4 protein-coding genes are annotated in these 25,144 nt (G+C 64.2%); all 4 read left to right on the forward strand.

Annotated elements, in window-relative coordinates; genetic code table 11:
* Positions 1-32 precede the first annotated feature (32 nt).
* From DXXMK7_RS06890 to DXXMK7_RS06905, 4 genes are read left to right on the forward strand one after another with little or no spacing between them, the layout of a single operon-like run.
* Positions 33-12,524: a non-ribosomal peptide synthetase gene (locus DXXMK7_RS06890; RefSeq protein WP_038918433.1), complete on the forward strand. Its 12,492-nt coding sequence runs from the start codon at positions 33-35 to the stop codon at positions 12,522-12,524.
* A gap of 23 nt (positions 12,525-12,547) precedes the next feature.
* Positions 12,548-19,069, forward strand: coding sequence for a non-ribosomal peptide synthetase (locus DXXMK7_RS06895; RefSeq protein ID WP_038918434.1), 6,522 nt, complete (start codon positions 12,548-12,550; stop codon positions 19,067-19,069).
* Entirely contained in the window at positions 19,070-23,623 is a 4,554-nt protein-coding gene (locus DXXMK7_RS06900) for a beta-ketoacyl synthase N-terminal-like domain-containing protein (protein WP_038918435.1), read from the forward strand.
* A complete protein-coding gene (locus DXXMK7_RS06905; protein WP_049842685.1) occupies positions 23,620-25,131 on the forward strand; it encodes a condensation domain-containing protein in 1,512 nt (503 codons plus the stop codon). Before DXXMK7_RS06900 ends, DXXMK7_RS06905 begins: the two co-directional genes overlap by 4 nt.
* Positions 25,132-25,144 lie beyond the last annotated feature (13 nt).

Here is a 25,144-nt window from a genome sequence, read left to right on the forward strand (position 1 = left end):
CTTCTATCTGGTGAGTGTTGCAGGGGCTGCTCATGGCTATTTCTGTCGAGTTTGAAAATATCGTTACCCGGTTTCCACAGCATCTGGCGGTGGTGCAGGGGGAGCGTCAGTTGACCTATCAGCAACTGATGGAACATGTCGCCACCCTGGGTCAGGGCATTCTGGAACAGGGCGAAGACCACCCGTTTGTCCTGACCCTGCTGGGGCAGGACGTGAATCTGGTGACTGCGGTGCTGGCTGTCCGTCATGCCGGGCGCACATTTGTGCCGCTGTCGCCGCAACTGCCGGAAAAACGGCTGGCGCTGCTGGCCGGGCGCTTTCCCGACGCCACGTTGATCACCAGTCGCCGCCACCTGCCCAAAGTGGCGGCGCTGGGAGGGGAACGCCGGGTGGTGCTGGTGGATGAGGACGGCGTACCGGAGCAGTTGCCGCACGGTTACCTGAAACAGCCGATTGAGCAGCCTCATGCTTATGTCTATTTTACCTCCGGCTCGACCGGCACCCCGAAGGCGGTGCTGGGGCGGGACGAGAGCCTGTTGCACTTTATTCACTGGGAAAGCCGGGCGCTGGCCGTGACATCGCAGGATCGCGTCAGCCAACTGACGCCTCAGATGTTCGACCCGTTCCTGCGCGATCTGTTTCTGCCGTTGCTCAACGGCGCCACCCTGTGTCTGCCGCCGTCGTCCGAGCTGATTTATGACGCGCCGCGACTGCTGAACTGGATCCGCGAGCAGCGGATCAGCGTAATGCATCTGATTCCGTCGCTGTTTCAGGTGCTGCTGGAAAGCCCGGCGGCGTCGCAGGCGCTGGCGCAGGTGCGCTGCGTCGCGCTGGCCGGGGAGATGCTCAAGGGGGCGCTGGTGCGGCGTTTCGCCGACTGCGGCCTGCCGGATACCCGGTTATTCAATTTCTACGGCCCGACCGAATCCACGCTGGCGAAGGTGTGCTATCCGGTCTCGCCCGCGGATGTGGATCGCGCCGTGCTGCCGGTCGGCCAGCCTATCGACGATACCCGGCTGCTCATCGTCAACAAACAGTTGCAGCCGCTCAGTCAAGGCGTCGTGGGGGAGGTGTTGATTGTTACTCCCTGGCTCAGCGCCGGCTATCTGGAGGGGGATAACCGTAGCTTTATCACCCTTAACAACGGGGAAAGCGCTTACCGCACCGGCGACCTCGGCATGATCGACGCCGACGGCAACCTGATTTTGGCCGGCCGCAACGATACGCAAATCAAGATTGACGGCCAGCGGGTGGAAACCGGTGAAATCGAAGGCGTTCTGGAACGTCACGAACAGGTGCGTCAGGCGCTGGTGATGGTGGCGACAACCCCGCAGGGCGCGCGGCTACAGGCATTTGTGGCGGCGCAGCCGCAAAGCGACCTGCGCCAGGAGGCGTTGCGGGACTGGTTAGCGCATTATCTGCCGGCCACCTGGGTCCCGGCCCATCTGCATATTCTCGATCTGTTTCCGCGTTTGCCGAACGGCAAAGTGGACCGCAAAGCGTTACAGGCGCTGTATCCGCTGGCGGCGGCCCGCACCCTGACCGGCGCGGCGCCGCAAGACGAGCGTGAGCGCGCGCTGGCGGCGATTTGGCAATCGGTGCTGCAACTGGACGCCATCAGCCGGGATGAGGATTTCTTCCAACTCAACGGCAGCTCGCTGCAGGCTATCCGCATGATCGCCCGGGTGCGCGAAGAAATGGGGCTGGAGCTGGCGTTCAGGGACCTGTATCAGGGCGCTACGCTGGCGCAGTGCGCCGCCGCGCTGCGTGAACCGGCTCCGGACCTGCAGGCCGACCACGAGGCATCCGTCACGCTCAGCGTCGAACAACAGGGATTGTGGTTGATCCAGCAGAGCCAGCCTGACAGTGCGGTCTACAACATGGCCTACCACGCGCCGTGGCAGGGGCCGCTCAACCTGGCGGTGCTGGAACGGGTGTGGCAACTGGCGCTGCAACGGTTCGACGCGCTGCGCACCACCTTTTTCGCGCAGGATGGCGAACCGCAGGCGCGGGTGGAGCCGTCAGCCGCACTGCGTCTGGAATTCGTCGACCTGTCGGCGCAGAGCGGCGACGCCGCCGAACGCTGGCTGGCGGAGGCGGCGGTGCGGCCGTTTGCCGCGTTTCAGGCGCCGTTGCTGCGGGTCGGGTGCCTGCAACTGCGCGAGCAGCACTACCACATCTGCGTGGTGATGCACCACATCATCGCCGATGAGGACTCGGTGCAGCGTTTGTGGCAGTGGGTGTTGCATCACTATCGCCGGTTGATGGCCGGCGGTCAGGCGGACGCGGTGGCGCCAGAGCAGGACGGCCAGTATGGGTATGCCCGCCAGCAGTATCGCTGGCTGCACAGCGACGCCGGGAAGCAGGCGCACGACTACTGGCGGCAGCAACTGACCGGCCCGTTGCCGCTGCTGCAACTGCCTTACGATTATCCGGCGCAGCCGGTGCAGCATTATCACGGCGGTCACGTACCGTTCAGCCTGTCGTCATTGCAGAGTACGGCGCTGCTGAACGTCTCCCGCCAGTATCGCGTCACCCCTTATCTGTGTCTGATGACGCTGTACAGCGCGTTTCTGTCGCGTTACTGCCGTCAGAGCGACATCCTGCTGGGCACCCCGGTGTCGCGCCATCATCAGGTTGCGCAGGACAATCCGTTCGGCTTGCTGTTTTCCGTGATGGCGATGCGCCATCAGGTGGATAAACGCCACCCGTTCGCGGTGCTGCTGGAGCAGGTCAGAAGCCGCTTTGTCGAGGCGTTACAGCACCCGCTACCGTTCAATCTGCTGCCTGCGCTGCGCGAGGAAGCGCGTACGCCGGGCATATCGCCGCTGTTTCAGGCGTTTTTTGTCTGGCGCGAGGCGGCGCAGGCGGAACAACGCATCGGCGCGGCCAGCGTTAGCCCGCTGCATCCGTATCCGATGCCGACCGCGAAATATGAGCTGACGCTGGAAATGTGGCCGGAGGGACAGCGTATCCACGGCAGCTTTGAATACGCCAGCGACCGTCTGGCGCCGGCGACGGTCGCGCGGCTGGCCGCCAGTTTCTGCCGTTTTATCGAGTCGTTTCTGGAGCAGCCGGAAAGCGCGCTGGGGGCGTTGCCGCTGCTGACCGACGCCGACCACCGGCAACTGCTGCACTGGAATCAGACCGCCAGATCGTTTGACGATCAGCTCTGCTGGCATCAGTTGATCGAACAACAGGCGCAGCGGACGCCGGCGCTGATCGCGGTGGAGTTCGGGTCGCAGACGTTAAGCTATCAGGAACTCAATCAGCGCGCCAATCAGCTGGCTCACCTGCTGGTGGCGCAGGGCGTGGGGGCGGAAGTCACGGTCGGCATTAGTCTGGAACGTTCGCCGTGGCTGATGGTGGCGATACTGGCGGTGATGAAAGCGGGGGGCGCCTATGTGCCGATTGACCCGGATTATCCGCTGAATCGCAGCCGCTACGTGATCGAAGACGCCGGGCTGCATCTGCTGCTGACCCAGCGAAAATTCGTGGAACATTATCAGGATGTTCCCTGCCGGCGCCTGTTGCTGGACGATCTGGAGCCGGTGTTGCCGCAGCAGCCGGTCGATAACCTGATCAACCGTTGCGGCGTCTACAATACCGCCTACATCATCTACACCTCGGGGTCGACCGGCCAGCCCAAGGGCGTGCCGATCCGCCATCACGGCGTGTGCAATCTGGCGCTGGAGTTCCCGGTGCTGATGGACATCGGCGCGGGCGAGCGGGTGCTGCAATTTGCCTCCACCAGCTTTGACTCTTCGGTCTGGGAGATCAGCATGGCGCTGTGCCACGGCGCGACGCTGGTGATGGCGCCGCGTCTGGCGTTGATGCCCGGTCCGGACCTGCTGGAGCAGTTGACCCGTCTGAACATCTCTTATGTCACATTACCCGCGTCGGCGCTGGCGGCCTTGCCATACGCGCCGTTGCCGGCGTTGAAAGTGCTGATTGTCGCCGGCGAGGCGTGCGGCGTTGATCTGCTGCGCAAATGGGGCCGCGGCCGCCGCTTTCTCAATTCCTACGGTCCGACGGAAGCCACCGTCTGCGTCACCAACGCCGAATTGTACCCGGATGAGGGGCGCATCCACATCGGCAGCCCGATGTCGAACACCGAAGTGTGGATTCTGGACGAATTCCACCAGCCGATGCCGATCGGCGTGGCGGGCGAGCTGTGCATCGGCGGTATCGGGGTATCGGACGGGTACATCAACCAGCCTGAGCAGACCGCCAGCCGGTTCATCGTCCACCCGCTGAGCGACAAAGCGGGCGCCAGGTTGTACCGTACCGGCGATCTGGCCTGCTACCGCGAAGACGGCACCCTCGATTATCTGGGGCGAATCGACCATCAGATCAAGATTCGTGGTTTCAGAGTCGAACTGGGCGAGATTGAGTCCGCCCTGCGCCAGCACCCGGCGGTAAAAGAGGCGGTGGTGATGGTGCGGCCGGATTATCTGGCGGCCAGCGCTATCATCGCCTATGTGCTGCACGACGACGGCCGGGAGCCGGACCTGTCGGCGCTGGCGGATTCGCTGTCGGCGCGGCTGCCGTCGTTCATGTGCCCGTCCTGCTACGTGTTGATGACCGCCTTCCCGCATCTGCCCAACGGCAAGATCGACCGTAACCGCTTCCCGTTGCCGGAACAGCGCGATGCCCCGGCGGTAACGCCCGCCGCCAATGATGCCGAGCAGGCGATCATCGACGTCTGGCGCGAACTGCTGGGACATGACGCCATCGGGCGCGATACCTCGTTCTTCGCTGCCGGCGGCCATTCGCTGCTGGCGGCCAAAGCGGTGGCCTGGCTGGCCGAACGACACCATATCAACCTGCGGGTCAGCGATATCTTCACCTGGCGCACCCCGATGCAGTTGGCCGCCAATGCGTCGCGGCAGGAGCGCGAGAGCCTGCTGCTGGCTGAACCGGCGCCGGCCTCGCTGCCGCTGAGCAGCGCCCAGCAGCGGATGTGGTTCCTGTCCCAGCAGGTGGCGGGGGATAACAGCTACCTGATCGGGCAGATCAAAACCTTCAGCCAGCCGGTCGAGGCGTCACGGCTGCTGCACAGCCTACAGCAGCTGTGGATACAGGCGCCGGTACTCAATACCCGGTTACGGCTGCAACAGGGCGTGGCGGAGCAGTATCTGTCGGATGAGCCGCTGGTGTGCGCCCATGAACGCTGGTCGCCGGGCGACCGGTCGGCGTGGCGCGATGCGCTGCAACAGTACGCCGAACAGTTACTGGCCCAGCCGTTCGAGATGCTGGACGGCCCGCTTTACCGGCTGACGCTGGTGGAGTCGGCGCAGGGCGAGGTCGCGCTGGTGCTAGTGCTGCATCATATTCTGGCGGATGAACAGTCGATGGGCCTGCTGGATGAGCGCCTGCTGGCGCTGTATCAACAGCAGCCGACCGCCCCGGCGGCGGTGAACTACCTGCAATACACCGCCTGGGAGCGGCGGGAAGACGTACAGCGGCACTGGCAGTCGCAACTGCGCTATTGGCAGCAACAGTTCGCCGTGCTGCCGCCCGCGCTCAATCTGACGCCGGCCGCGCTGGCGGGCGATAGCCAACGTACCGCGGGGTACGTCACCGTCGCTATGCCGCCGGAACTCGCCGGCGCGTTGCGTCATCTGGCGAAACAGCGCGACACCACGTTGTTCAATCTGCTGCTGGCGGCGTTTCAGATCCTGTTGCATCGCCACAGCGGCGAGCAGGATGTGGTGGTCGGCACCCCGGTGACGTTGCGCGACTGGCCGTCGCTCCAGTCCACCATCGGTCTGTTGCTCAACACGGTGGCGATTCGCCAGACGGTGGACGGCGAACAGACGCTGGAGCAGTTCATGGATGCCAGCGCACAGGTTTGCGCGCGGGCGCTGGCCAATAAGGATGTGCCGTTCGACCGGGTGGTGGATGCCGTGTTGCCGGCGGGCGAGCGCCCATCTTCGCCGCTGTTCCAGGTCATGTTTGTCTATAACGCCGCGCAGGATAAACCGACCGGGTTGGCGATAGATAATCAGCCGATCGACACGCCGCAGGCGAAATTCGACCTGACCTGCTTTGTGCGGGAAGACGAGCGGCAATTACATCTGGTGCTGGAGTATCGCGTCGCCTGTTTTAACGCCGCCCGTATTCGCTCGCTGGCCGACCATTACCTCACCGTGTTGCAACAGCTGATCGATACGCCGTCGCACACCATCGGCCGGTTGCCGATGCTGCCGCCTTCCGAGCAGGCGCTGCTGCGCGATACCCTCAATGATACCGCGCAGGCCGTTGACGCGCCCTGGGTGCATCAGCAGTTCGAACGGCAGGCGGCGTTGCGGCCGACGGCGGTGGCGCTACGCGTCGGCGATCACGCCATCAGTTACCAGCAGCTTAACCAGCAGGCCAACCGCATCGCCCACGCGCTGTTGCGACAGGGATTCGGCGTCGGCAGCCGGGTGGCGGTATACCTGCCGCGTTCACCGGCGCTGGCGGCGGCCATTCTCGGGGTGATGAAAAGCGGCGCCGCCTGGGTGCCGGTGGACGTGCGCTATCCGGCGGATCGCGCCAGCCTGATGATGCAGACCGCGGAAGTTCAGGCGGTGCTGACGCAGGATGACGTGGACATCGCCGCCCTGACATTGCCGCAAGCGGTGGTGCTGGATGTGGCCGCCTTGCCGCCCGACGACGACGCGACGAACCCGCTGTTGGACATCGACGGCGAACAGCTGTGCTATATCCTGTTTACCTCCGGCTCCACCGGCGTGCCGAAGGGGGTGATGATCCCGCATCGCGGGCTGCGGCACTATCTGGACCATGCCTGCCGCGACTACGGTCGTCACGGCGGTCAGGGCAGCACGCTGCACGCCTCCATTTCTTTTGACGCGACCCTGACCAGCCTGTTCCTGCCGCTGCTGTGCGGTCAGACGCTGCATATCCTGCCGGACGAGGATGATATCGGCGCGCTGGTCGAACTGTGGCAGCGTACGCCGGGGCTGACGATGGTCAAGATTACCCCGGCGCATCTGGAACTGCTCAGCCAGCAACTGCCCGCCGGGGCGGCAGGCCATGCCGCGATGCTGGTGGTGGGGGGCGAAAGCCTGTCCGCCAGCGCGTTGCGCTTTTGGCAGCAGCACGCGCCGCAGGTGCTGATCGTCAACGAGTATGGCCCGACGGAGGCCACGGTGGGTTGCTGTATCCATACCTTCGCCGCCGGTGAGACCGGCGACGACGGCGCGGTGCCGATCGGCCGGCCTATCGCCAACACCCGGCTGTATCTGCTGGATGCACAGCGCCAACTGGTGCCGTTCGGCGCGCCCGGCGAATTGTACATCGGCGGCGACGGGGTGGCGCTGGGCTATTACCAGCGGCCCGACCTCACCGAACAGCGCTTTATCCCCGATCCATTCAGCGCCGACCCGGCGGCGCGGCTCTACCGCACCGGCGATCGCGCCTGTTACCTGCCGGACGGCAACCTCTGTTTTCTGGGGCGCAACGACAATCAGGTCAAGCTGAACGGCTACCGCATTGAACTGGAAGAGGTGGAAGCGCAACTGAGCGCCTGCGCCGGGGTCGCTCAGGCGGCCGTCGCTATCCGCGAGGTAGAAGGGCGGCTGCATCTGGTGGCCTGGCTGGTGGGCGATCGCACGCAGCAGGCCGCCATCCGCGGCGAGGTCGCCGGGCGTTTGCCGCGCTTCATGCGCCCGACCCAGTGGCAATGGCTGGCGTCCTTGCCGCTGACCGGCAACGGCAAGGTGCATCGTCAGCAACTGCAAAATCTGCCGTGGCAGCAGGCGGCGCGTGAGCGGCATCAGGCGCCGACATCGGCGCTGGAACAGCAGTTGCTGGCAATCTGGCAGCAGGTGCTGGGGCGTGACGATATCTCCACCCATGATGACTTCTTTGCGTTGGGCGGCGACTCGATCCTCAGCCTGCAAATCGTGTTCCGGGCGCGGGAAGCCGGGCTGGCGTTGTCGGTGGATATGCTGTTCGACGCGCCGACCATCGCCGCGCTGGCGGAGATCCTTATGCCCCGGCAGACGATGGTCGCCGATACCGCGCCGGTGACCGGCGCTTACGATCTGCTGCCGGTGCAGCGCTGGTTCTTTGCTCATCACGCCGAGCATCCGCATCACTACAACCAGTCGATGTTGTGGCGGCTGCGCGATGACGCGGCGCCGGCGCATCTGCAAACGGCGCTCATCTGGCTGGTGAATCAACACGATGGTCTGCGCGCGCGTTTTGACGGCGCGCAGGCGGTGATAGGCGAACCGGTCGAGCAGGTGGAACTGGAACTGGTGTCGCTGGATGACGCCGGACAACTGGACGCCGCCGCCGCCGCCGCGCAGGAAGGGCTGGATATCGCGCAAGGGCCGTTGTTCAAAACCCTATTGTACCGTGCGCCGCAGGGCGTCTGGTTGCTATTCGTCGCGCATCATTTGCTGGTGGACGGGGTTTCCTGGCGCATCATTACCGACGACCTGAGCCAGGTCTACCAGCGGTTGGCGCAGGGGCACGCGCTGGCGGCGGTGGCGAAAACCGCGTCGCTGCCGCGCTGGTCGCAGCATTTGCATCAGTATGCGCGCAGCGAAGCGGCACAGCAGGAAGACGCCTTCTGGCAGTGCTATCCGGCGCTGAGCGAGGTGCGGTTGCCGTGCGATAGCGCGCCGCAGGCGACGCCCGGCCGTGGGGAAGATGCCCGTAAGCTGGCGCTGAGCCTGCCGGAGAGCACCACCACGGCGCTGGTCCAGCATACCCATGCCGCTTATCGCACCAATCCCGGCGACCTGCTGCTGACGGCGCTGGCGCTGACGTTGCATGAGTGGAGCGGGCAGTCTCGCCTGCGCATCGATACCGAAGGACATGGGCGCGAACGGCTGCACGAGGCGCTGGATGTCAGCCGCACCGTGGGCTGGTTCACCGCCATCTATCCGCTGCATATCGAGCTGGATCGGCCGGATGATACCGGCTGGACGATTCGTCAGGTGAAAGAAGCCGTTCGTCAGGTGCCGCATCGCGGCGCCGGCTATGGGATTCGGCTGGCGGCGGCGTCGCAGGTGCATGACGCGGCGGATATCTGTTTTAACTACCTCGGTCTGTTTACCCAGGGGTTTGACGCCCCGCCGTTTCAGGGGGAAGCGCGGCTCGATTTGGCGAATCGCTATGCGCCGCACAGCCCGCGGGTCTGGCCGCTGGAGGTCGACAGCTACGTGCTGGACGGCAAGCTGCATCTGGAGTGGACGTGGAACAGCCAGTGCTATCGGGACGCGACCATCCGGCAACTGGCCGAGCGGATGCTGACCTGGGTGCGGCAATTGTCGCAGCACTGCCGGCAGCAAACCGCAACCCATTGGACGCCGTCGGATTTCCCGCTGGCGGAGCTGAGCGCCGACGCGCTGGATACGTTGCAGCAACGCATCGGCGACATTGAGGATATCTATCCGCTGACGCCGATGCAGGAGGGGATGCTGTTCCACTCGCTGACCAGCGATGCCTACCATGAGCAGATCTGTTTCGATCTGCCGGCCGGCGCGGATATCGCCGCGCTGCGGCAGGCCTGGCAACGGGTCATACAGCACTACCCGGCGCTGCGCACCACGTTTGAACTGCACAGCGGCAGCGAGCCGTTGCAGGTGGTGCGCCGTCATCTGCCGATGGACTGGAACACGGTGATGCTCAACCGTGCGGATGCCCGCCGGCAGGTGCTGGACGCCGACCGCGCTCGCCGTTTCGACCTGCAACAGGGGCCGTTGCTGCGTCTGACGCTGATCGACATCGGACAGGCAGGCCAGCAACTGCTGGTCAGTCATCATCACGCCATTCTGGATGGCTGGTCAGTCCGGGTGGTGATGGACGCAGTGGCCCGCTGCTGGGACAACCCGGACGCGGTATTGCCGCCGCCGCCCTCATTCCGTCGCTATGTGCGGCAGATCCGTCAGCGCAATCCGCAACGGGATGCTTACTGGGAGACGCAAGCCCGGCGGATGAGCCGCACGCCGCTGCCGCTCGGTCTGCCGCTGCGGCAGGCCAGCGAACGCAAGCAGGTGCTGCCGTTCACGCTGGACGAAGCAACCACGCGGCGGCTGTCGGACTTCGCCCGGCGCGAACAGCTTACTGTCAGCACGCTGGTGCAGGGCGCCTGGGCGCGCTTGTTGCAGGCCTGCGTCGGCGGTGAAACGGTCTTGTTCGGCATGACCATCTCCGGGCGTCACGCCGCGCTGGCAGGCATGGATCAGATGGCCGGATTGCTGATCAATACCGTGCCCACCGTGATTGACTTGCCCGCCGACCGGCCGGTCAGCGACTGGCTGCGTGACGTGCAGCAGCAACAGCGTCAGAACGAGCGTCATGGCGATGTGGCGCTGACGGATATCAAGTCCGCCGCCGGCCTGAACAGCAGCGACGCCCTGTTCGATACGCTGCTGGTGTTCGAAAACTACCCCGGCGCGGGCGAGCAGGAAGCCCGGCTGTTCCGGTTTGCCGACGCGCATGAAAGCACCAACTATGCGCTGACGCTGGTGGCGTCGCTGCATGAGCGCCTGCACGGCCAACTGGTGTATGACGACGGTCTGTACGAAGAAACCACCGTGCGGCAACTGGCGGAGGGGTTGCTGCGTATCCTGACGCAGCTTGACGCCGCCGCCACGCTTGCCGAGGTGTCGGCGTTGACCGACGCGCAACGCGCCCGGTTGCTGAGCCAGTGGCAAGGCCCAGCCCAGCATGTCGGCGCATCGAATGTCTATGCGCGGTTTGTCGAACAGGTGCAGTACGCGCCGTATGCCATCGCGGTTGTGGATGGCGAAACGCAACTGAACTACCGGCAGTTGCGCCAACGCGCCGAACAGCTGGCGATGCGGCTGCATCACGCCGGGGTGCGCGCCGGCGATCGCGTGGTGGTCTGGCTGCCGCGCAGCATCGACTACCTGAGCGCCATTCTGGCGGTAAACCGGCTGGGCGCGTGCTACATCCCGGTGGATAGCCAGTGGCCGGACGAGCGCGTCAACTGGCTGTTGCAGGATTGCGATGGCCGGGCGCTGATCACCGACGCCACGCTGCGCGCACGCCTGACGCCGCCGGCATCGATAACGGTACTGGACGCGGCGCAGTGCCCGTGCGCCGATGAGATGGCGGTGACGCTGCCCGGCGAATCGCCGGCCGATACGCTGGCCTACATCATCTACACCTCCGGCTCTACCGGTACGCCGAAGGGGGTGATGATCGACCATGCCAGCCTGGGCAACTATCTGCAGGACGCGATAGCGCGCTATCGGATTGATGCGGACACCGACAGTCTGTTCCATTCCTCCATCAGTTTTGACGCCACCCTCACCAGCCTGTACCTGCCGTTGCTGGCCGGCGGCTGCATCCACATCATCCGCGAGGATGGCGACATCGCCGCGCTACAGCAGGCGATCCGCGCCAGCGGCGAACGGGTGCTGCTCAAAATCACGCCGGTGCACCTCAACCTGCTGGAAAACCAGCTGACGGCGGACGACAAGCGTCGCGTGTCGGCGCTGGTGGTCGGCGGCGAGGCGCTGAACAGCGCGGCGGTGCGGCGTTGGCTCGATGATGCGCCCGACAGCCCTATTTTCAACGAGTACGGCCCGACGGAAACCGTGGTGGGCTGCTGCGTACACCGCGTCACGGCGCGGGAGCTACAGCACGGCGGCAGCGTGGCGATTGGTCTGCCCATCGGCAACACCCAACTGCTGATTCTGGACGAGCAGCAGCAACCGGTGCCGCAGGGCGCGGCCGGGGAGCTGTATATCGGCGGCGCCGGGGTGGCGCGCGGCTACTGGAATCGCGCCTCGCTGACCGATGAGCGGTTTCTGGAACTGACCACGCCGAACGGGCGGGCGCGGTTTTACCGCACCGGCGACCGCGTCTGCGCCGATACCGCCGGCACGCTGCACTATCTGGGTCGCTGCGATCGACAGATCAAGCTGCGCGGCTACCGCATCGAGCCGGGCGAAATCGAGGCGCAGCTGTTGCTGCACCCGCAGGTGATGCTCAGCGCCGTGCAGTACCTGCCGCAGCGGGAGGCGCTGGCGGCGTGGGTAGCGTTGCGCGAGGGCGCGGAGGTCGACGAACCGGCATTGCGTCAGTTCCTGGCGAGCCGCTTGCCGACCCACATGGTGCCCGGTTCTATCCAGGTGCTGGCGACGATGCCGCAAACCGCCAACGGGAAGGTGGACTATCGTGCGCTGCCGGCGCCGCAGTTGGATACGCAGAGCGAGGGCGCGGCGCCGCAAACCCCGCTGGAGCACTCGCTGCGCGATATCTGGCGCGAGGTGCTGAAACACGACCGCATCGGTTGCGATCAGAACTTCTTTGCGCTGGGCGGCCATTCGCTGCATGCGTTGCGTATTGCCGCCCGTATTGAGCAACAGCTGGCGCTGCGGGTTTCGCTGACCGACCTGCTCCAGTACCAGACCATTCAGCAACTGGCTGAAAAAATTAACGCGGCCGATACCGCACCGGGAACGGTGACCTCGGCTATTAAACGCGTCGCCCGCGTGCGGCGCTCAGATTCCTCATCCACCGCGGTGTAAACAAAGAAGCACGGAGGCAAAACATGCAAGAGACCTTTTTTCAACACCCTGCATCTTTGGCGCAGAAGAGATTATGGTTACTGCAACAACTGGAACCGCAATCGGCCAACTACCATATTCCGACCTTGCTGGAATTGAACGGGCCGCTGGACCGGGCGGCGCTACAGCAATCGGTCGACTGGCTGGCGGCGCGCCATGAGTCATTCCGCACCGATTTCGCCTTTGAACAGGACGTCTTGTGGCAGCGTTGCCATCAGCACTGCGCGCTGCCGGTCGACTGGGTGGACGTGTCGGATTGCGATGACGCGCAGCAGCAACAGCGGGTGGCCGCCGAGCGGGACAAGAATATCGACCTGCATCAGGGGCCGCTGGCGCGCTTTACGCTGTTTGATTGCGGCGAACAGCGCTATCTGTTGCTGATGGTGCTGCACCACATCATCTCCGACGGTTGGTCGGCGGGCATCATCAGCCGGGAGCTGGCGGAAGGCTACAACGCCGCCCGCCGCGGCGAGGCCCTGACCCGCCCGGAGCTGGATATCCAGTACATCGATTACACCGCCTGGCAACAGGAGGAGATGGCGCAGGAGAGCTATCGACAGTCGCTGCGCTGGTGGACGGAACGGCTGCGCGGCATTGAGCCGATTGCCTTTCCCACCGACCACGCCCGCCCGGCGCGCATCAGCACCCGCGGCAAAACCCTCGGCTTTCGTCTGCCTGGGGAGCTGAGCCGGAAACTGGCGCAGCTGGCGCGGCAGCGCAACAACACGCTCTATTCCACCCTGCTCAGCGCATTTTATCTGCTGCTGCACCGCTACAGCGGCCAGACCGATCTGGCTGTCGGTACGCCGGTGGCCGGTCGCGGCCAACTGGCGCTGGAAAACGTGGTGGGCTTTTTCGTCAATACGCTGGTCTACCGCATTGACCTTGACCGGGAGCAGCGTTTCGACCAGTTGCAGCAGCAGGTTTTCGAGACGGTGCTGGCCGGGCTGGAGCACCAGCAGGTGAGCTTCGACCGACTGGTGGAGGCGATCAACCCGCCGCGCGACCTCAGCTATTCGCCGTTGTTTCAGATCATGTTCTCGTTTGACGAATACGAGCAAAGCCAGTGGCGGTTTGACGGCATCGACAGTCAGCCGCGGGTAACGCTGGGCGAGCATGCCAAATACGATCTGACGTTATCGATGGAAAAACAGGGCGATGAACTGCTGGGCACCTTCGAGTACAGCACCGACCTGTTTGACGACGACACCATCGCGCGTCTCAGTCGTAATTTCATGTTCCTGCTGTCGGAGATCGTCGCGCAGCCCGAGGCGCCACTGCGCGCCTACCAGTGCGTGACGCCGGAGGAAAAGGCGCTGTTGTTGAATGACTGGCAGCGCGAGCGCGAGCGCCACCCGGTCACCGCCACGCTGCATCAGCAGTTTGAACGGCAGGCGGCGCGCCGCCCGCAGGCGGTGGCGCTCAGCGGCGAAAACGGTTTGCGCGTCAGTTACCGGCAACTTAACCAGCGCGCCAACCAACTGGCCCACTATCTGCTGAAGATGAAAGCGCAGCCGGGGGAGCATCCGTCGCGGGTCGGCCTCTGTCTGGAAAGGGACGACAACACGCTGGTGGCGATTCTGGCCATCCTCAAGGCTGGCATGACCTACGTGCCGATCGACAGCAGCCACGCTCAGGCGCGTATTCATTACTACGTGCAGGACGCCGGGCTGAACTGGGTAATTGGCGGCGAGCCGTTCCGCCATCTGTTCGCCGGGAGCGACGCCGATTTCATCAGCCTCGACAACGAAGCCGGGCTGATTGCCACCATGCCGGAAACCAACCCGGAGGTCGCCGTCACGCCGGACGACCTGGCGTATATCATTTACACCTCCGGCTCTACCGGCAATCCGAAAGGGGTGGAGATCCCGCACGCAAACGTGCTGCGGCTGTTCAGCGCCAGCGAACGCCATTTCCAGTTCAGCGAAGCGGATGTGTGGACGTTATTTCACTCCTGCGCGTTCGACTTTTCGGTGTGGGAAATCTGGGGCGCCCTGTTGTATGGCGCCCGGCTGAGCGTGGTGCCCTATTGGGTGACCCGCACGCCGGCGCGTTTTCGCCAGTGGCTGGACGATGAGCGCGTCACGGTGCTCAACCAAACACCGTCCGCGCTCTATCAACTGATCGCCGCCGATAGCCAGGCGCCGGGACGATGCGATAGCCTGCGCTACATCGTGTTGGGGGGCGAGGCGCTGGAGCCGGCGTCGCTGCGGGCGTGGTTCGACAAATACGGCGATGACCAGCCTGAAATCATCAACATGTACGGCATCACCGAAACCACGGTGCACGTCACCTGGCGCAAAATTACCCAGACCGATGCGCAACAGGGCGGCAAAAGCCCGATCGGCGTGGCGCTGGATGACCTGCGCATCTATCTGCTGGACGCTCAGCGGAACCTGGTGCCGCTCGGCGCGATTGGCGAAATGTACGTGGGCGGCGCCGGGGTGGCCAGAGGCTATCTGCACCGGCCGGAGCTGACCGCGGAGCGCTTTATCCCGCTGCGGGATATTTTCCCGCCAGACTCGTTGTCTCAAGATCCATTACCACAGCACCAACGCGGCGAGCGGGTCTACCGCAGCGGCGATCTGGCCCGCTTCCATGCCGACGGCTCGCTGGAATACCTCGGTCGTAGCGACCATCAGGTGAAGATTCGTGGTTTTCGTATCGAGCTGGGCGAAATCGAAACCACCCTCAAACGGCTGCCGCAGGTGGAGCAGGCCATTGTGCTGGCGCAGCGCGACGAACAGCAGCAGACCCGGCTGGCGGCGTACGTGGTCAGTGACGAGTCGTGCACCACGGAAATGCTGCGCGCCGGATTGAAGGAAACGCTGCCGGATTACATGCTGCCGTCGGTGTTTCACTTCCTGGAGACGCTGCCGTTGACCACCAACGGTAAAATCGACCGGGCGGCGCTGCTGGCGCTGCAACAGGACCGGCCGCAGCTCGCCAGCGAATTCGTGGCGGCGCGCACCGAGGTGGAGCGTCGGTTGGTCGATCTGTGGCGTCAGGCGCTGCAACTCGACGCCATCGGCGTGCATGACAATTTCTTCGCGCTGGGGGGCGACTCGCTGCGCGGGGTGCAACTGGTGGGGCGCGCCAACGATCTGGACTGGAACCTGTCGCTGGTGGACCTGTTCCAGCATCAGACCATCGCCGAACTGGCGACGCTGATTGAGCAAACGCTGTCCGGGCAGCGCGGCGGCGTAGCGCGCACCGAGCCGTTCAGCCTGATTTCGGCGCAGGATCGGGCGCGGTTGCCGGATGAGGTGGTGGACGCCTATCCGCTGAGCCGTATGCAGGCGGGGATGTTCTACCACATGCAACTGACGCCGGACGCCAACGTCTACCACTGCACCGGCACCTCGCATCTGCGGCTGTCGCGGCCGTTCGATCAGCAGGCGTTCCGTCAGTCGGTGCAGGAAGCGGTGGCGCGTCATGACGTGTTGCGCACCGCGTTCGATCTGGAAAACTACAGCCAGCCGCTGCAACTGGTGCTGCGGCATGCCGAACTGCCGATCGTGTTTGAAGATTTGCGCCACCTCAGCGCCGACGAACAGGAAGCCCGCATCAAGGCGTTGCTGGAGTCGGAGCGGGTCACGCCGTTCGACCTGCTCAACCCCACGTTGCTGCGTTTCTTCATCTACCTGCGCGACGACACCAGTTTTCAGTTCACGCTCACCGAGTGTCACCCGGTGTACGACGGCTGGAGCTACCATTCGCTGATTGTCGAGATTTTTAACCGCTATGCGGCGCTGACCGGCGTCAAAGACTGGCTGCCGGACGCGAAAACCGGCATCGAATACCGCGATTTCATCGCTCAGGAACAACGGCTGATCAACGACCCGCTCCAACAGCAGTGGTGGCAAGAGAAGCTGGCGGACTGCACCTTGCTGAAACTGCCGCGTAAGGCGGGCGCTCAGGGGTACGCGGACATACCGCCGCGCCTGCGCTCGATATCGCTGACGCTGGACGCGGAGGTCTATAAAGGCATCCGCCGGTTGATGGCCAACCTGGCGGTACCGATGAAAAGCGTGTTGCTGAGCGCTCACCTCAAGGTGATGAGCCTGTTCAGCGGCGAAAACGACGTGTTGACCGGTATCCCCACCAACGGCCGTCCGGAGGCCAAAGGCGGCGACCAACTCTACGGCCTGTTCCTCAACATCCTGCCGTTCCGGCAGCAATTAACCGAGAACAGCTGGGGGGAATTGATCCGTCAGACTTTCGCCAACGAGAGCGGCATGATGCCGTACCGCAGTTTCCCGCTGGCGGACATCCAGCGGCAATTCGGCCCGCAGCCGCTGCTGGACGAAGTGCTGTTCAACTACATGGATTTCCATGTCTACGAACGCCTGTTGCCGGAGCTGGGGTTTGAAGTCGCCAGTAACCTCAATAGCGATGCGGTGCACGAAGGCACCCACTTTGCGCTCAATGTGCATTTCCAGCACTACACGCTCACCTCGTCGCTGGTCAGTAATCAGGTCTCCATCCAGTTGGACTACAACGAAAACCTGCTCAGCCATGAACAGGTACGGCATATGGCGGATTGCTACCGGGCGGTGTTCCGGGCGATGGTGAGCGACGAGCAGGCCATTCATACGCGTCAGTCGTTCCTGACCGATGCGCAACGGGCGCAGGTGGCGGCGTTCAGCCACGGCAAACCGGGCTATCAGGGAACGGATACGCTGGCGGCGCTGTTCGCCGAACAGGTGGCGCGTCAACCGGATGCCACCGCGGTGATTCTGGACGAGCGGCGGCTGAGCTACCGCCAACTGGACGGCCACACCACGCAACTGGCGCACTGGCTGGCGCGGCAGGGGGTGAAAAAAGGCGATCGCGTCGGGCTGTGGCTGGGGCGCAGCATCGAGCTGGTGGCGGCGATTCTGGCGCTGACCAAGCTGGAGGCGGTGTACGTGCCGCTTAACAAGGAAGACCCGCTCGCCCGGCGTCATGAACAACTGCAGGACGCCAACTGCGTACTGATGCTGGCCCGCCAGGGCGACGAGGCGCAGGTGCAGCAGACGCCGGTGCCGGTGCTGTATCTTGGGGAACAGGGTCCCTGGCTGTCGATGCCGCACACCGCGCTGCCGGTTTCGGCGGATAACGCGCTGCCTGCCTACGTGATGTACACCTCCGGCTCCACCGGCAAGGCGAAAGGGGTGCTGATTGGTCAGCGCGGCATTCTGCGGCTGGTCAGGGAAGTGGATTATGTCGAGCTGGAGCCGTACCAGCGTTTTCTGATGCTGGCGGCGGTGAGTTTCGACGCCTCTACGCTGGAGATGTGGGGGCCATTGCTCAACGGCGGCGCCATCGTCATCTACCCGCATGACGGCGTGGACATTCCCCGGTTATCGCAGTTGATTCAGCAGCACGAGGTGGAATGCCTGTTCCTGACGACGTCGCTGTTCAACCTGTTGGTGGATGAACAACCGCAGGCGTTGCAGGGCGTCAGGCAGTTGCTCAGCGGCGGCGAGGCGATGTCCGCCAGCCACGCGGCGCGCATCCAGGCGCTGTACCCGCAGCTGGAGCTGGTGAACGGCTACGGTCCGACGGAAAACACCACCTTCACCACCTGCTATCGCTACCGGGCCGACGCGGTGAACGACGCGCAGGGCATTCCTATCGGTCGCCCCAACCCCGGCAACGAGGTGCTGATTCTGGACCGCTTCATGCAGCCGGTGCCGGTGGGCACGCCGGGCGAACTGTACATCGGCGGCGATGGTCTGGCGCTCGACTACCTCAATCAGCGCGAACTGTACGACCGGTTGTTTGTGGCGCATCCGCAGCAACCCGGCCGTCGCCTGTACAAAACCGGCGATCGCGGCCGCTGGCTTGAAGACGGCAACATCGAATACCTCGGTCGTCTGGATAACCAGAACAAGATCCGCGGTTATCGCATCGAACTGGGGGAAATCGAGTCGGTGCTGTGCCAGCACCCCGGCATCGAACGCGCCGCCGCCGTGGTGGTGAGCGATGGACCCAAAAAGCAAATCGTCGCCTGTGTGGTTCGACTGGCGGACAGCCAGCCCGACAGCCACGCGCTGCGTACCTTCCTGCTGGAGCGTCTGCCGCGTTACATGGTGCCGGGCCGGTTTAGCTTTGTCGATTCGCTGCCGCTGACCATGAACGGCAAGCTGGACGTGACGAGCCTGAAACAGAGCCTGCAGGCGCCCGTCACCCTGAAACCGCAGAGCGACCCGCTGGTCGGGACGATTCAGGCGGTGTGGGCGGAGGTGCTGTCCATCCCGCTGCCGGATCAGCAGGAGAACTTCTTTGATCTGGGCGGCGACTCGCTGCTGCTGGCGCGGGTGCACCTCAAGCTGGTAGCCATCGGCTTCCCGCAACTGAGCGTGCTGGACCTGCTGAACTTCACCACCATCGAACAACTGGTGCAGCACATCCGGGGCAACAAGGCGGCGCAAACGCGCGATCGCCAGCAGGTGGAAAGCAGTATTCAGGAAGGACGGCGTCGTTTGTCCGCGTTGCAGGCCAAAAGGAGCATGGGGTAAATGGAGATGGTGCAATCAACCCACGGTTATGAACTGGCGATTATCGGTATGGCCGGGGTATTCCCCGGCGCTGACGATGTGGCGCAATTCTGGCGGAATCTGGTGGAGGGGGTGGAGTCGATCCGCACCCTGAGCGATGACGAGCTGGACGCCGCCGCCGTTCCTGCGGCGCTGCGTCAGCAGGAGGATTATCTGGCGCGGGCGGCGGACCTGGCGCAACCCTGCGCGTTTGATGCGGCGTTTTTTGGCTATTCGCCGCGGGAAGCGGAAGCGATTGACCCGCAACAGCGGGTATTTCTGGAAGTGTGCTGGCATGCGCTGGAAAACGCCGGTTACGCGCCGGACAAGTTCGACGGGCAAATCGGCGTCTATGCCAGCAGCGCCGAGAGCAGTTACCTGATCCATTGCCTGCTGGACCGGCCTGACGTGCTGCGCCGTGTGTCGTTGTCGGATCTGCAAAACGGCAACAACCGCGATTTTGTCTCCACCCGCGTGGCGTACAAGCTGAATCTGCACGGCCCGACGATGACCATCGGCGCGGCCTGCGCCAGCTCGCTGGTGTCGCTGCACTTCGCGTGTCAGGCGTTGCTGATGGGCGAATGCGATATGGCGCTGGCGGGAGGGGTGCATATCGGCATGCCGGATAAAGGCGGCTACCGGTTCGGCGACAGCGGAATCCTGTCGCACGACGGTCATTGCCGCCCGTTCGACGCCGACGCCAGCGGCATGATTGGCGGCGATGGCGCGGCGACGGTGGTTATCAAGCGGTTGCAGGATGCGCTGGATAGCGGAGACACCATTACGGCGATCATCAAAGGTTCGGCCATCAGCAACGACGGTTCGCGTAAGCTGGGTTTCAGCGCGCCGTCGGTGGCCGGGCAGGTGGATGCCCTGCAACGGGCGCTGCTGGCGGCGGACGTGCCGGCCAGCAGCATCGGCTATATCGAGGCGCATGGCACCGGCACCCATCTGGGCGACCCGATCGAGGTCAAGGCGCTCAAGGAGGCGTACCAGATTGACCACCCGGTGCCGCAAAGCTGCGCGGTGGCGTCGGTGAAAGCCAATATCGGCCATCTCGATTCGGCGGCGGGCGTGACCGGGGTCATCAAGGCGGCGCAGATGCTGCGCTACGGCTATATTCCGCCCGCCATCAGCTTTACCCGTCTTAACCCGGAAGTCGTGCTGGACGGCACCCAGTTCTATATCCCGACCGAAGGCAAAGACTGGCATAGCGACGAGGTGCGCCGCGCCGGGGTGAGCGCGTTCGGCATCGGCGGCACCAACGCCCACGTCATTCTGGAGGAGTCGCGCTTTGTCGGTTCGTCCGGGCCCGCGCCGCAGACGCAATTGCTATGCTTTTCCGGCCATACGCCGACCGCATTGCGCGACAACATCGCCCGTTTTCATTACTGGTTCGCCTCCACGCCGCAGGCATCGCTGGCCGATGCCGCTTATACGCTCCAGCAGGGGCGTAGCGATCTGCCTTATCGCTACAGTCTGGCGGTGGAAGGCCGTGAGCAGGCGCTGTCGCTGCTGGTGCAGGCCAGCCCGGCAACGGTTAAGGTCGGCAAAGAGAAAAAGGCGTTGGTGTTCATGTTCAGCGGGCAGGGTTCGCAGTACCCCGGCATGATGGCTGGGGTTTATCAGCAGGCGCCGGTATTCCGTGAAACGGTGGACCGCTGCGCTGCCTTGCTGCATCCGTTGCTGGGGCTGGATATTCGCCCGTTGTTGTTTGAGGCCGACGTGCAGGACCAGGGTTCACCGCTGTACCAGACCCGCTTTACCCAACCGGCGCTGTTCGTCGTCGAATACGCCCTGAGTCGCCAGTTGATGGACTGGGGGATCGTGCCGACCGCCTGCATCGGGCACAGTATCGGCGAATACGTGGCGGCGTGTCTGGCCGGGGTGTTTAGCCTGGAGGATGCGCTGACGCTGGTGAGCCGTCGCGGCGAACTGATGAACGCCATGCCGCCCGGCACGATGCTGGCGCTCTCGATGCCGGCGGCGCAGGCGCGTGAGGCGCTGATTGACGGCGTAACGCTTGCGGCCAGCAATGCGCCGGGGTTTTGCGTGGTGTCCGGCCCGGCCGAGGCTATCGACCGCATGGCGCAGCGCATGGAAGCGCACGGGGTTGAAACCAAACGGCTGCATACCTCCCACGCCTTCCACAGCCCGATGATGGACGGCTGTCTGGAAGCATTCCGGCGCGCATTCGACAGCGTGACCCTGCAGGCGCCGCAGCTGCCGTTTATCTCCTGCCTGACGGGCGACTGGGTGAGCGATGAGCAGGCGACCGACCCGGATTACTGGGTGCGCCAGCTGCGCGAACCGGTCGCCTTCAGCGAAGGGATCGCCAGCCTGCTGGGTTACAGCCCGTCGCTGCTACTGGAAGTCGGCCCCGGCAAGGCGCTGACCGGACTGGCGATGCTGCAACTGGACGGCGAGCGCTCGGATAGCCGCGTGCTGGGCATGCAGCCCGATTTTCGCCACCGCGAGAACGATTATCGCCAGTTGCTGAGCGCGCTGGGGCAACTGTGGCAGTGGGACGTCAAGCCGGACTGGCGCGCGTTCTACCGCCACCAGTCCCGTTGCCGTATCCCGTTGCCGGGCTATGCCTTCCAGCGTCAGGTGTACGATCTGTCCCGGCTTGCCGCACCGGCGACAACGCTGTCGTCGCAGGCCGCTCCGGCCGGTCAGCGCCTGCCGCTGGAGCAGTGGGCCAGCCAGCCTTGCTGGCATCAGAAACCGCTCAACGCCGCGCCGCGCGTGACCTGGCGCGGTCGCGGCATCGTGCTGTTCATGGATAAAACCGGGATGGCGGAACGGCTGGCCGGGCAACTGGAACAGCAGGGCGCGCGGGTGTGCCGGGTAACGGCGGGCAAACGCTTTAGCCGTAAAAATCCGCTGAATTGGGTGATCGAACCCAACGCGCCGCAGGATTTGGCGGCGCTGGCGTCCTCGCTGGAGAAGCAGAAATTCCCGCTGGATCACCTGATCCTGTGCTGGCCGGTGTCGCGCCGGACGTTGCCGGTGCATACCGCCATCGGTCACTACGAAACCCTGCTGAGCATTGCTCGCCAGTTTGCCGGCGCCGAGCGCCAGACGCCGCTGTTGCTGCATGTGGTGTCCAATGGGCTGCATGCGGTGACGCCGACGGATCGTTGCGACCCGGCGCGTTCGCTGCTGGTGGGGCCTTGCCGGGTGCTGGAAAAAGAGTTCGAGCAAGTGGTGTGCCGCAGCATCGACATCGATGCGCCGTCGCGCGTGCTGTTTGCGCCGGCATTTGACCGCAATCTGGCGCCGTTGCTGGCGGAGCTGGGCGCGCCGGGCGACGAGCAGTTTGTCGCGTTGCGAGGCGGGGTCCGCTATATCCCGAGTCTGGAGCAGGTGGTGGCCGAACCGGCGGACGAGGCGCAACTGCCGGTGCTGACTCACGGCCGTTATCTGCTGACCGGCGGTTTCGGCGGCATCGGCATGACGGTGGCGCAGTGGCTGGCGCAGCACTACCGGGCGCACGTCATCCTGCTGGGGCGCGGCGACGTACCGCCACAGTCGCGCTGGCAGCAATGGCTGGACGAACACGACGACAGTAATGAGAAATCGCTGAAAATCAGGCAGCTACAGAAAATTCAGCAGTTGGGCGGCACGGTAACGGTGATCGCCGCCGATCTGGGTAACGCCCGTCAGGTGACCCAGGCGCTGAAAGCGGTCACTCATGCCCACGGCGCGATTCATGGTGTGTTTCACTGCGCCGGGGTGGCGGATGGCCGCCTGATTCAGCAGCGTACCCCGGCGGATTCGCTGGCGGTGTTCAAGGCCAAGGTGTGGGGCACGCTGGTGCTGGAGCGCTACTTCCAGCGCCGCCCGCTCGATTTTTTTGTGCAGTGTTCGTCGCTGGCGGCGGCGGTCGGCCCGATGGGCCAGGTCGCCTACTGTTCCGCCAACGCCTATCAGGATGCCTGGGCCACCGCCCGCAGTCGTCGCAGGACGAACACCCGTTACCTTTCCATCGGCTGGGACTCCTGGCAGGAAGTCGGGATGGCGGTGGACAGCCTGAAAAAATGGAACAGCGGCGACACCGAGGCCGTGATCCGTCACGGCATCCGGCCGCAAGAGGGCTGCGAACTGCTGGCCCGGCTGCTGGTTCGTCAGGCGCCGCAGTATGTGATATCGACGCGCGGGCTGCCGCTGCCTGACGCCGATACCCCGGCTGAGGACGACGCGCCGGCGGAGGAAACCGGGCAGGAAACCAGCCTGTACCCGCGTCCGCCGCTCAGCAACGCCTATCTGGCGCCCCGTGACCACATCGAGCAGACCATTGCCCGCATCTGGCAGGAAAAAATGGGGCTGGGGCCGATTGGCGTTGACGATGACTTCTTCGAACTGAACGGCCATTCGCTGATGGCGGTGCAAATCATCGCCCAGATCAAGCAACAGCTGAAGGTGGCGTTCCCGGTGGGCTTTATCTATGACTATCCCACCATCGCCAAACTGGCCGGGCAGGCGCGATTGCGTCAGGAACCGGCCCAACCGGCGCTGGAGGCGAGCGTATGAGTAGCCTGAATTCGTTTTCGGCGTCATCGGAGCATGTCGTGAACGCGGCGGCCTCAGGGGCGGCGGTGCCGCTGGTGTATGCCCAGCACTGCTTCTGGTTTGTGGCGATGACGCTGGGGGACACCGCCAACAATCAGTCCGGTATTCTGATTGAAGGCGACCTGCAGCCGGAACTGCTGGAAAAAGCGCTGAACTGCCTGATCCACCGTCACAGCAGTTTGCGTATGGCCTTCAGCCACTGGACGCCGGTGCAACAATGCCGGGCGTTCCACGGTTTTGACCTGTCGGTGATCAAGCTGGATGGGTGCGGCGAAGAGGAACGCCGTCGGCGTGTTTCAGACATTTCGGCAAGGTTTATGGCGCAGCCGTTCGCGCTGGACAAGCCGCCCCATCTGCGGGCGCAACTGTTCCAGTTGCAGCCGCAACGCTACCTGTTGCTGCTGAGTATGCCGCACATCATTGCCGATGGCGGCGCCTTTCACCTGTTTGAGCAGCAATTATGGCAGGTTTACTCGGCGCTGAACGCCGGCCGCACCCCGCACGATAATCAGGACGCGACGCCGATTGAGCAGTGGGTGGCGCAGGAGCGTGTGCAAAGCGACGAGGCGCTGCAGGCCGAGCTGGCGTTCTGGCGTCAGCATCTGGCGGGCTATCGCTACGCCCACTTTCCGCTGTCGTTGATCAACCAGCGGGAATTGATCGATCACCAGTGCGATATCCCGCTGGCAGACAGCGATATGGAACGCATAAAGCAGCTGGCGCGCCAGCACCGCATGAGCGTGCAGATGGTGTTGCTGGCGATCGTCGGGCAGGTGGTGAATCAGTTGAGCGGCGAGTCGCGTTTTGCCCTCAATTCGGTGCTGGAAGGGCGCAATCAGCCGGGGTCCGAGACATTGATGGCGCCGCAGCTGCGCGCCATGCCGGTGCCGATGGATTTTAGCCGCCAGCCGGATCTCGCCGCTCTGCTGGAGCAGGTGCGGCAGAATGTGCTGCAAGCCTATGAGCATATGCACTCGTGGAGCCTGCCGATCGGCATTCTGGCCCGCCAGCGCTGGTCGCACAGCCCCCGCTTTTTGGTGACCGGCATCGAATGGTTGAGCCGTCTTTATTGCGGCATCGCCCGCAAGGCCCGGCTCTATCCGCGCTTTCTGGCGGATTTCCTGTTCATGGAGCCCAAACCGCCCCGCTGGTGGTGGGCGCGCGATCCGGCGTGGCGGGCCAAAGGCGTGGCCGACCCGCTGATCAACATCAACGTGTTGCAGGATGCCTTCAAGACCGACGCGCCGCAGGCGCAGTCGGCAACCCTGGCTATCCGCCACTGCCGGGAGTCGGACTATTTTACCGACGCCGACATCGCCACCCGCTGGGAAAGCGACACCATCAATATCTACATTACCCGCGGGGCCGACCGGCAGTTAAAACTGCACATCACGTGCTGCTGTTTTAATCAGGACGGCATGGATCGTTTTTTACAGTTGCTCCGTCAACAGCTCTCTTCCCTTGGTTAAATGAGCCGGACAT

The organism is Dickeya sp. MK7 (genome assembly GCF_000406305.1).
In the GTDB taxonomy this organism is placed as follows: Bacteria; Pseudomonadota; Gammaproteobacteria; order Enterobacterales; family Enterobacteriaceae; genus Dickeya; species Dickeya fangzhongdai.

Bases quoted from the DNA above. Each gene is read 5' to 3' on its own strand.
- DXXMK7_RS06890 (WP_038918433.1), top strand. From the start codon at position 33: ATGGCTATTTCTGTCGAGTTTGAAAATATCGTTACCCGGTTTCCACAG.
- DXXMK7_RS06895 (WP_038918434.1), top strand. From the start codon at position 12,548: ATGCAAGAGACCTTTTTTCAACACCCTGCATCTTTGGCGCAGAAGAGA.
- DXXMK7_RS06900 (WP_038918435.1), top strand. From the start codon at position 19,070: ATGGAGATGGTGCAATCAACCCACGGTTATGAACTGGCGATTATCGGT.
- DXXMK7_RS06905 (WP_049842685.1), top strand. From the start codon at position 23,620: ATGAGTAGCCTGAATTCGTTTTCGGCGTCATCGGAGCATGTCGTGAAC.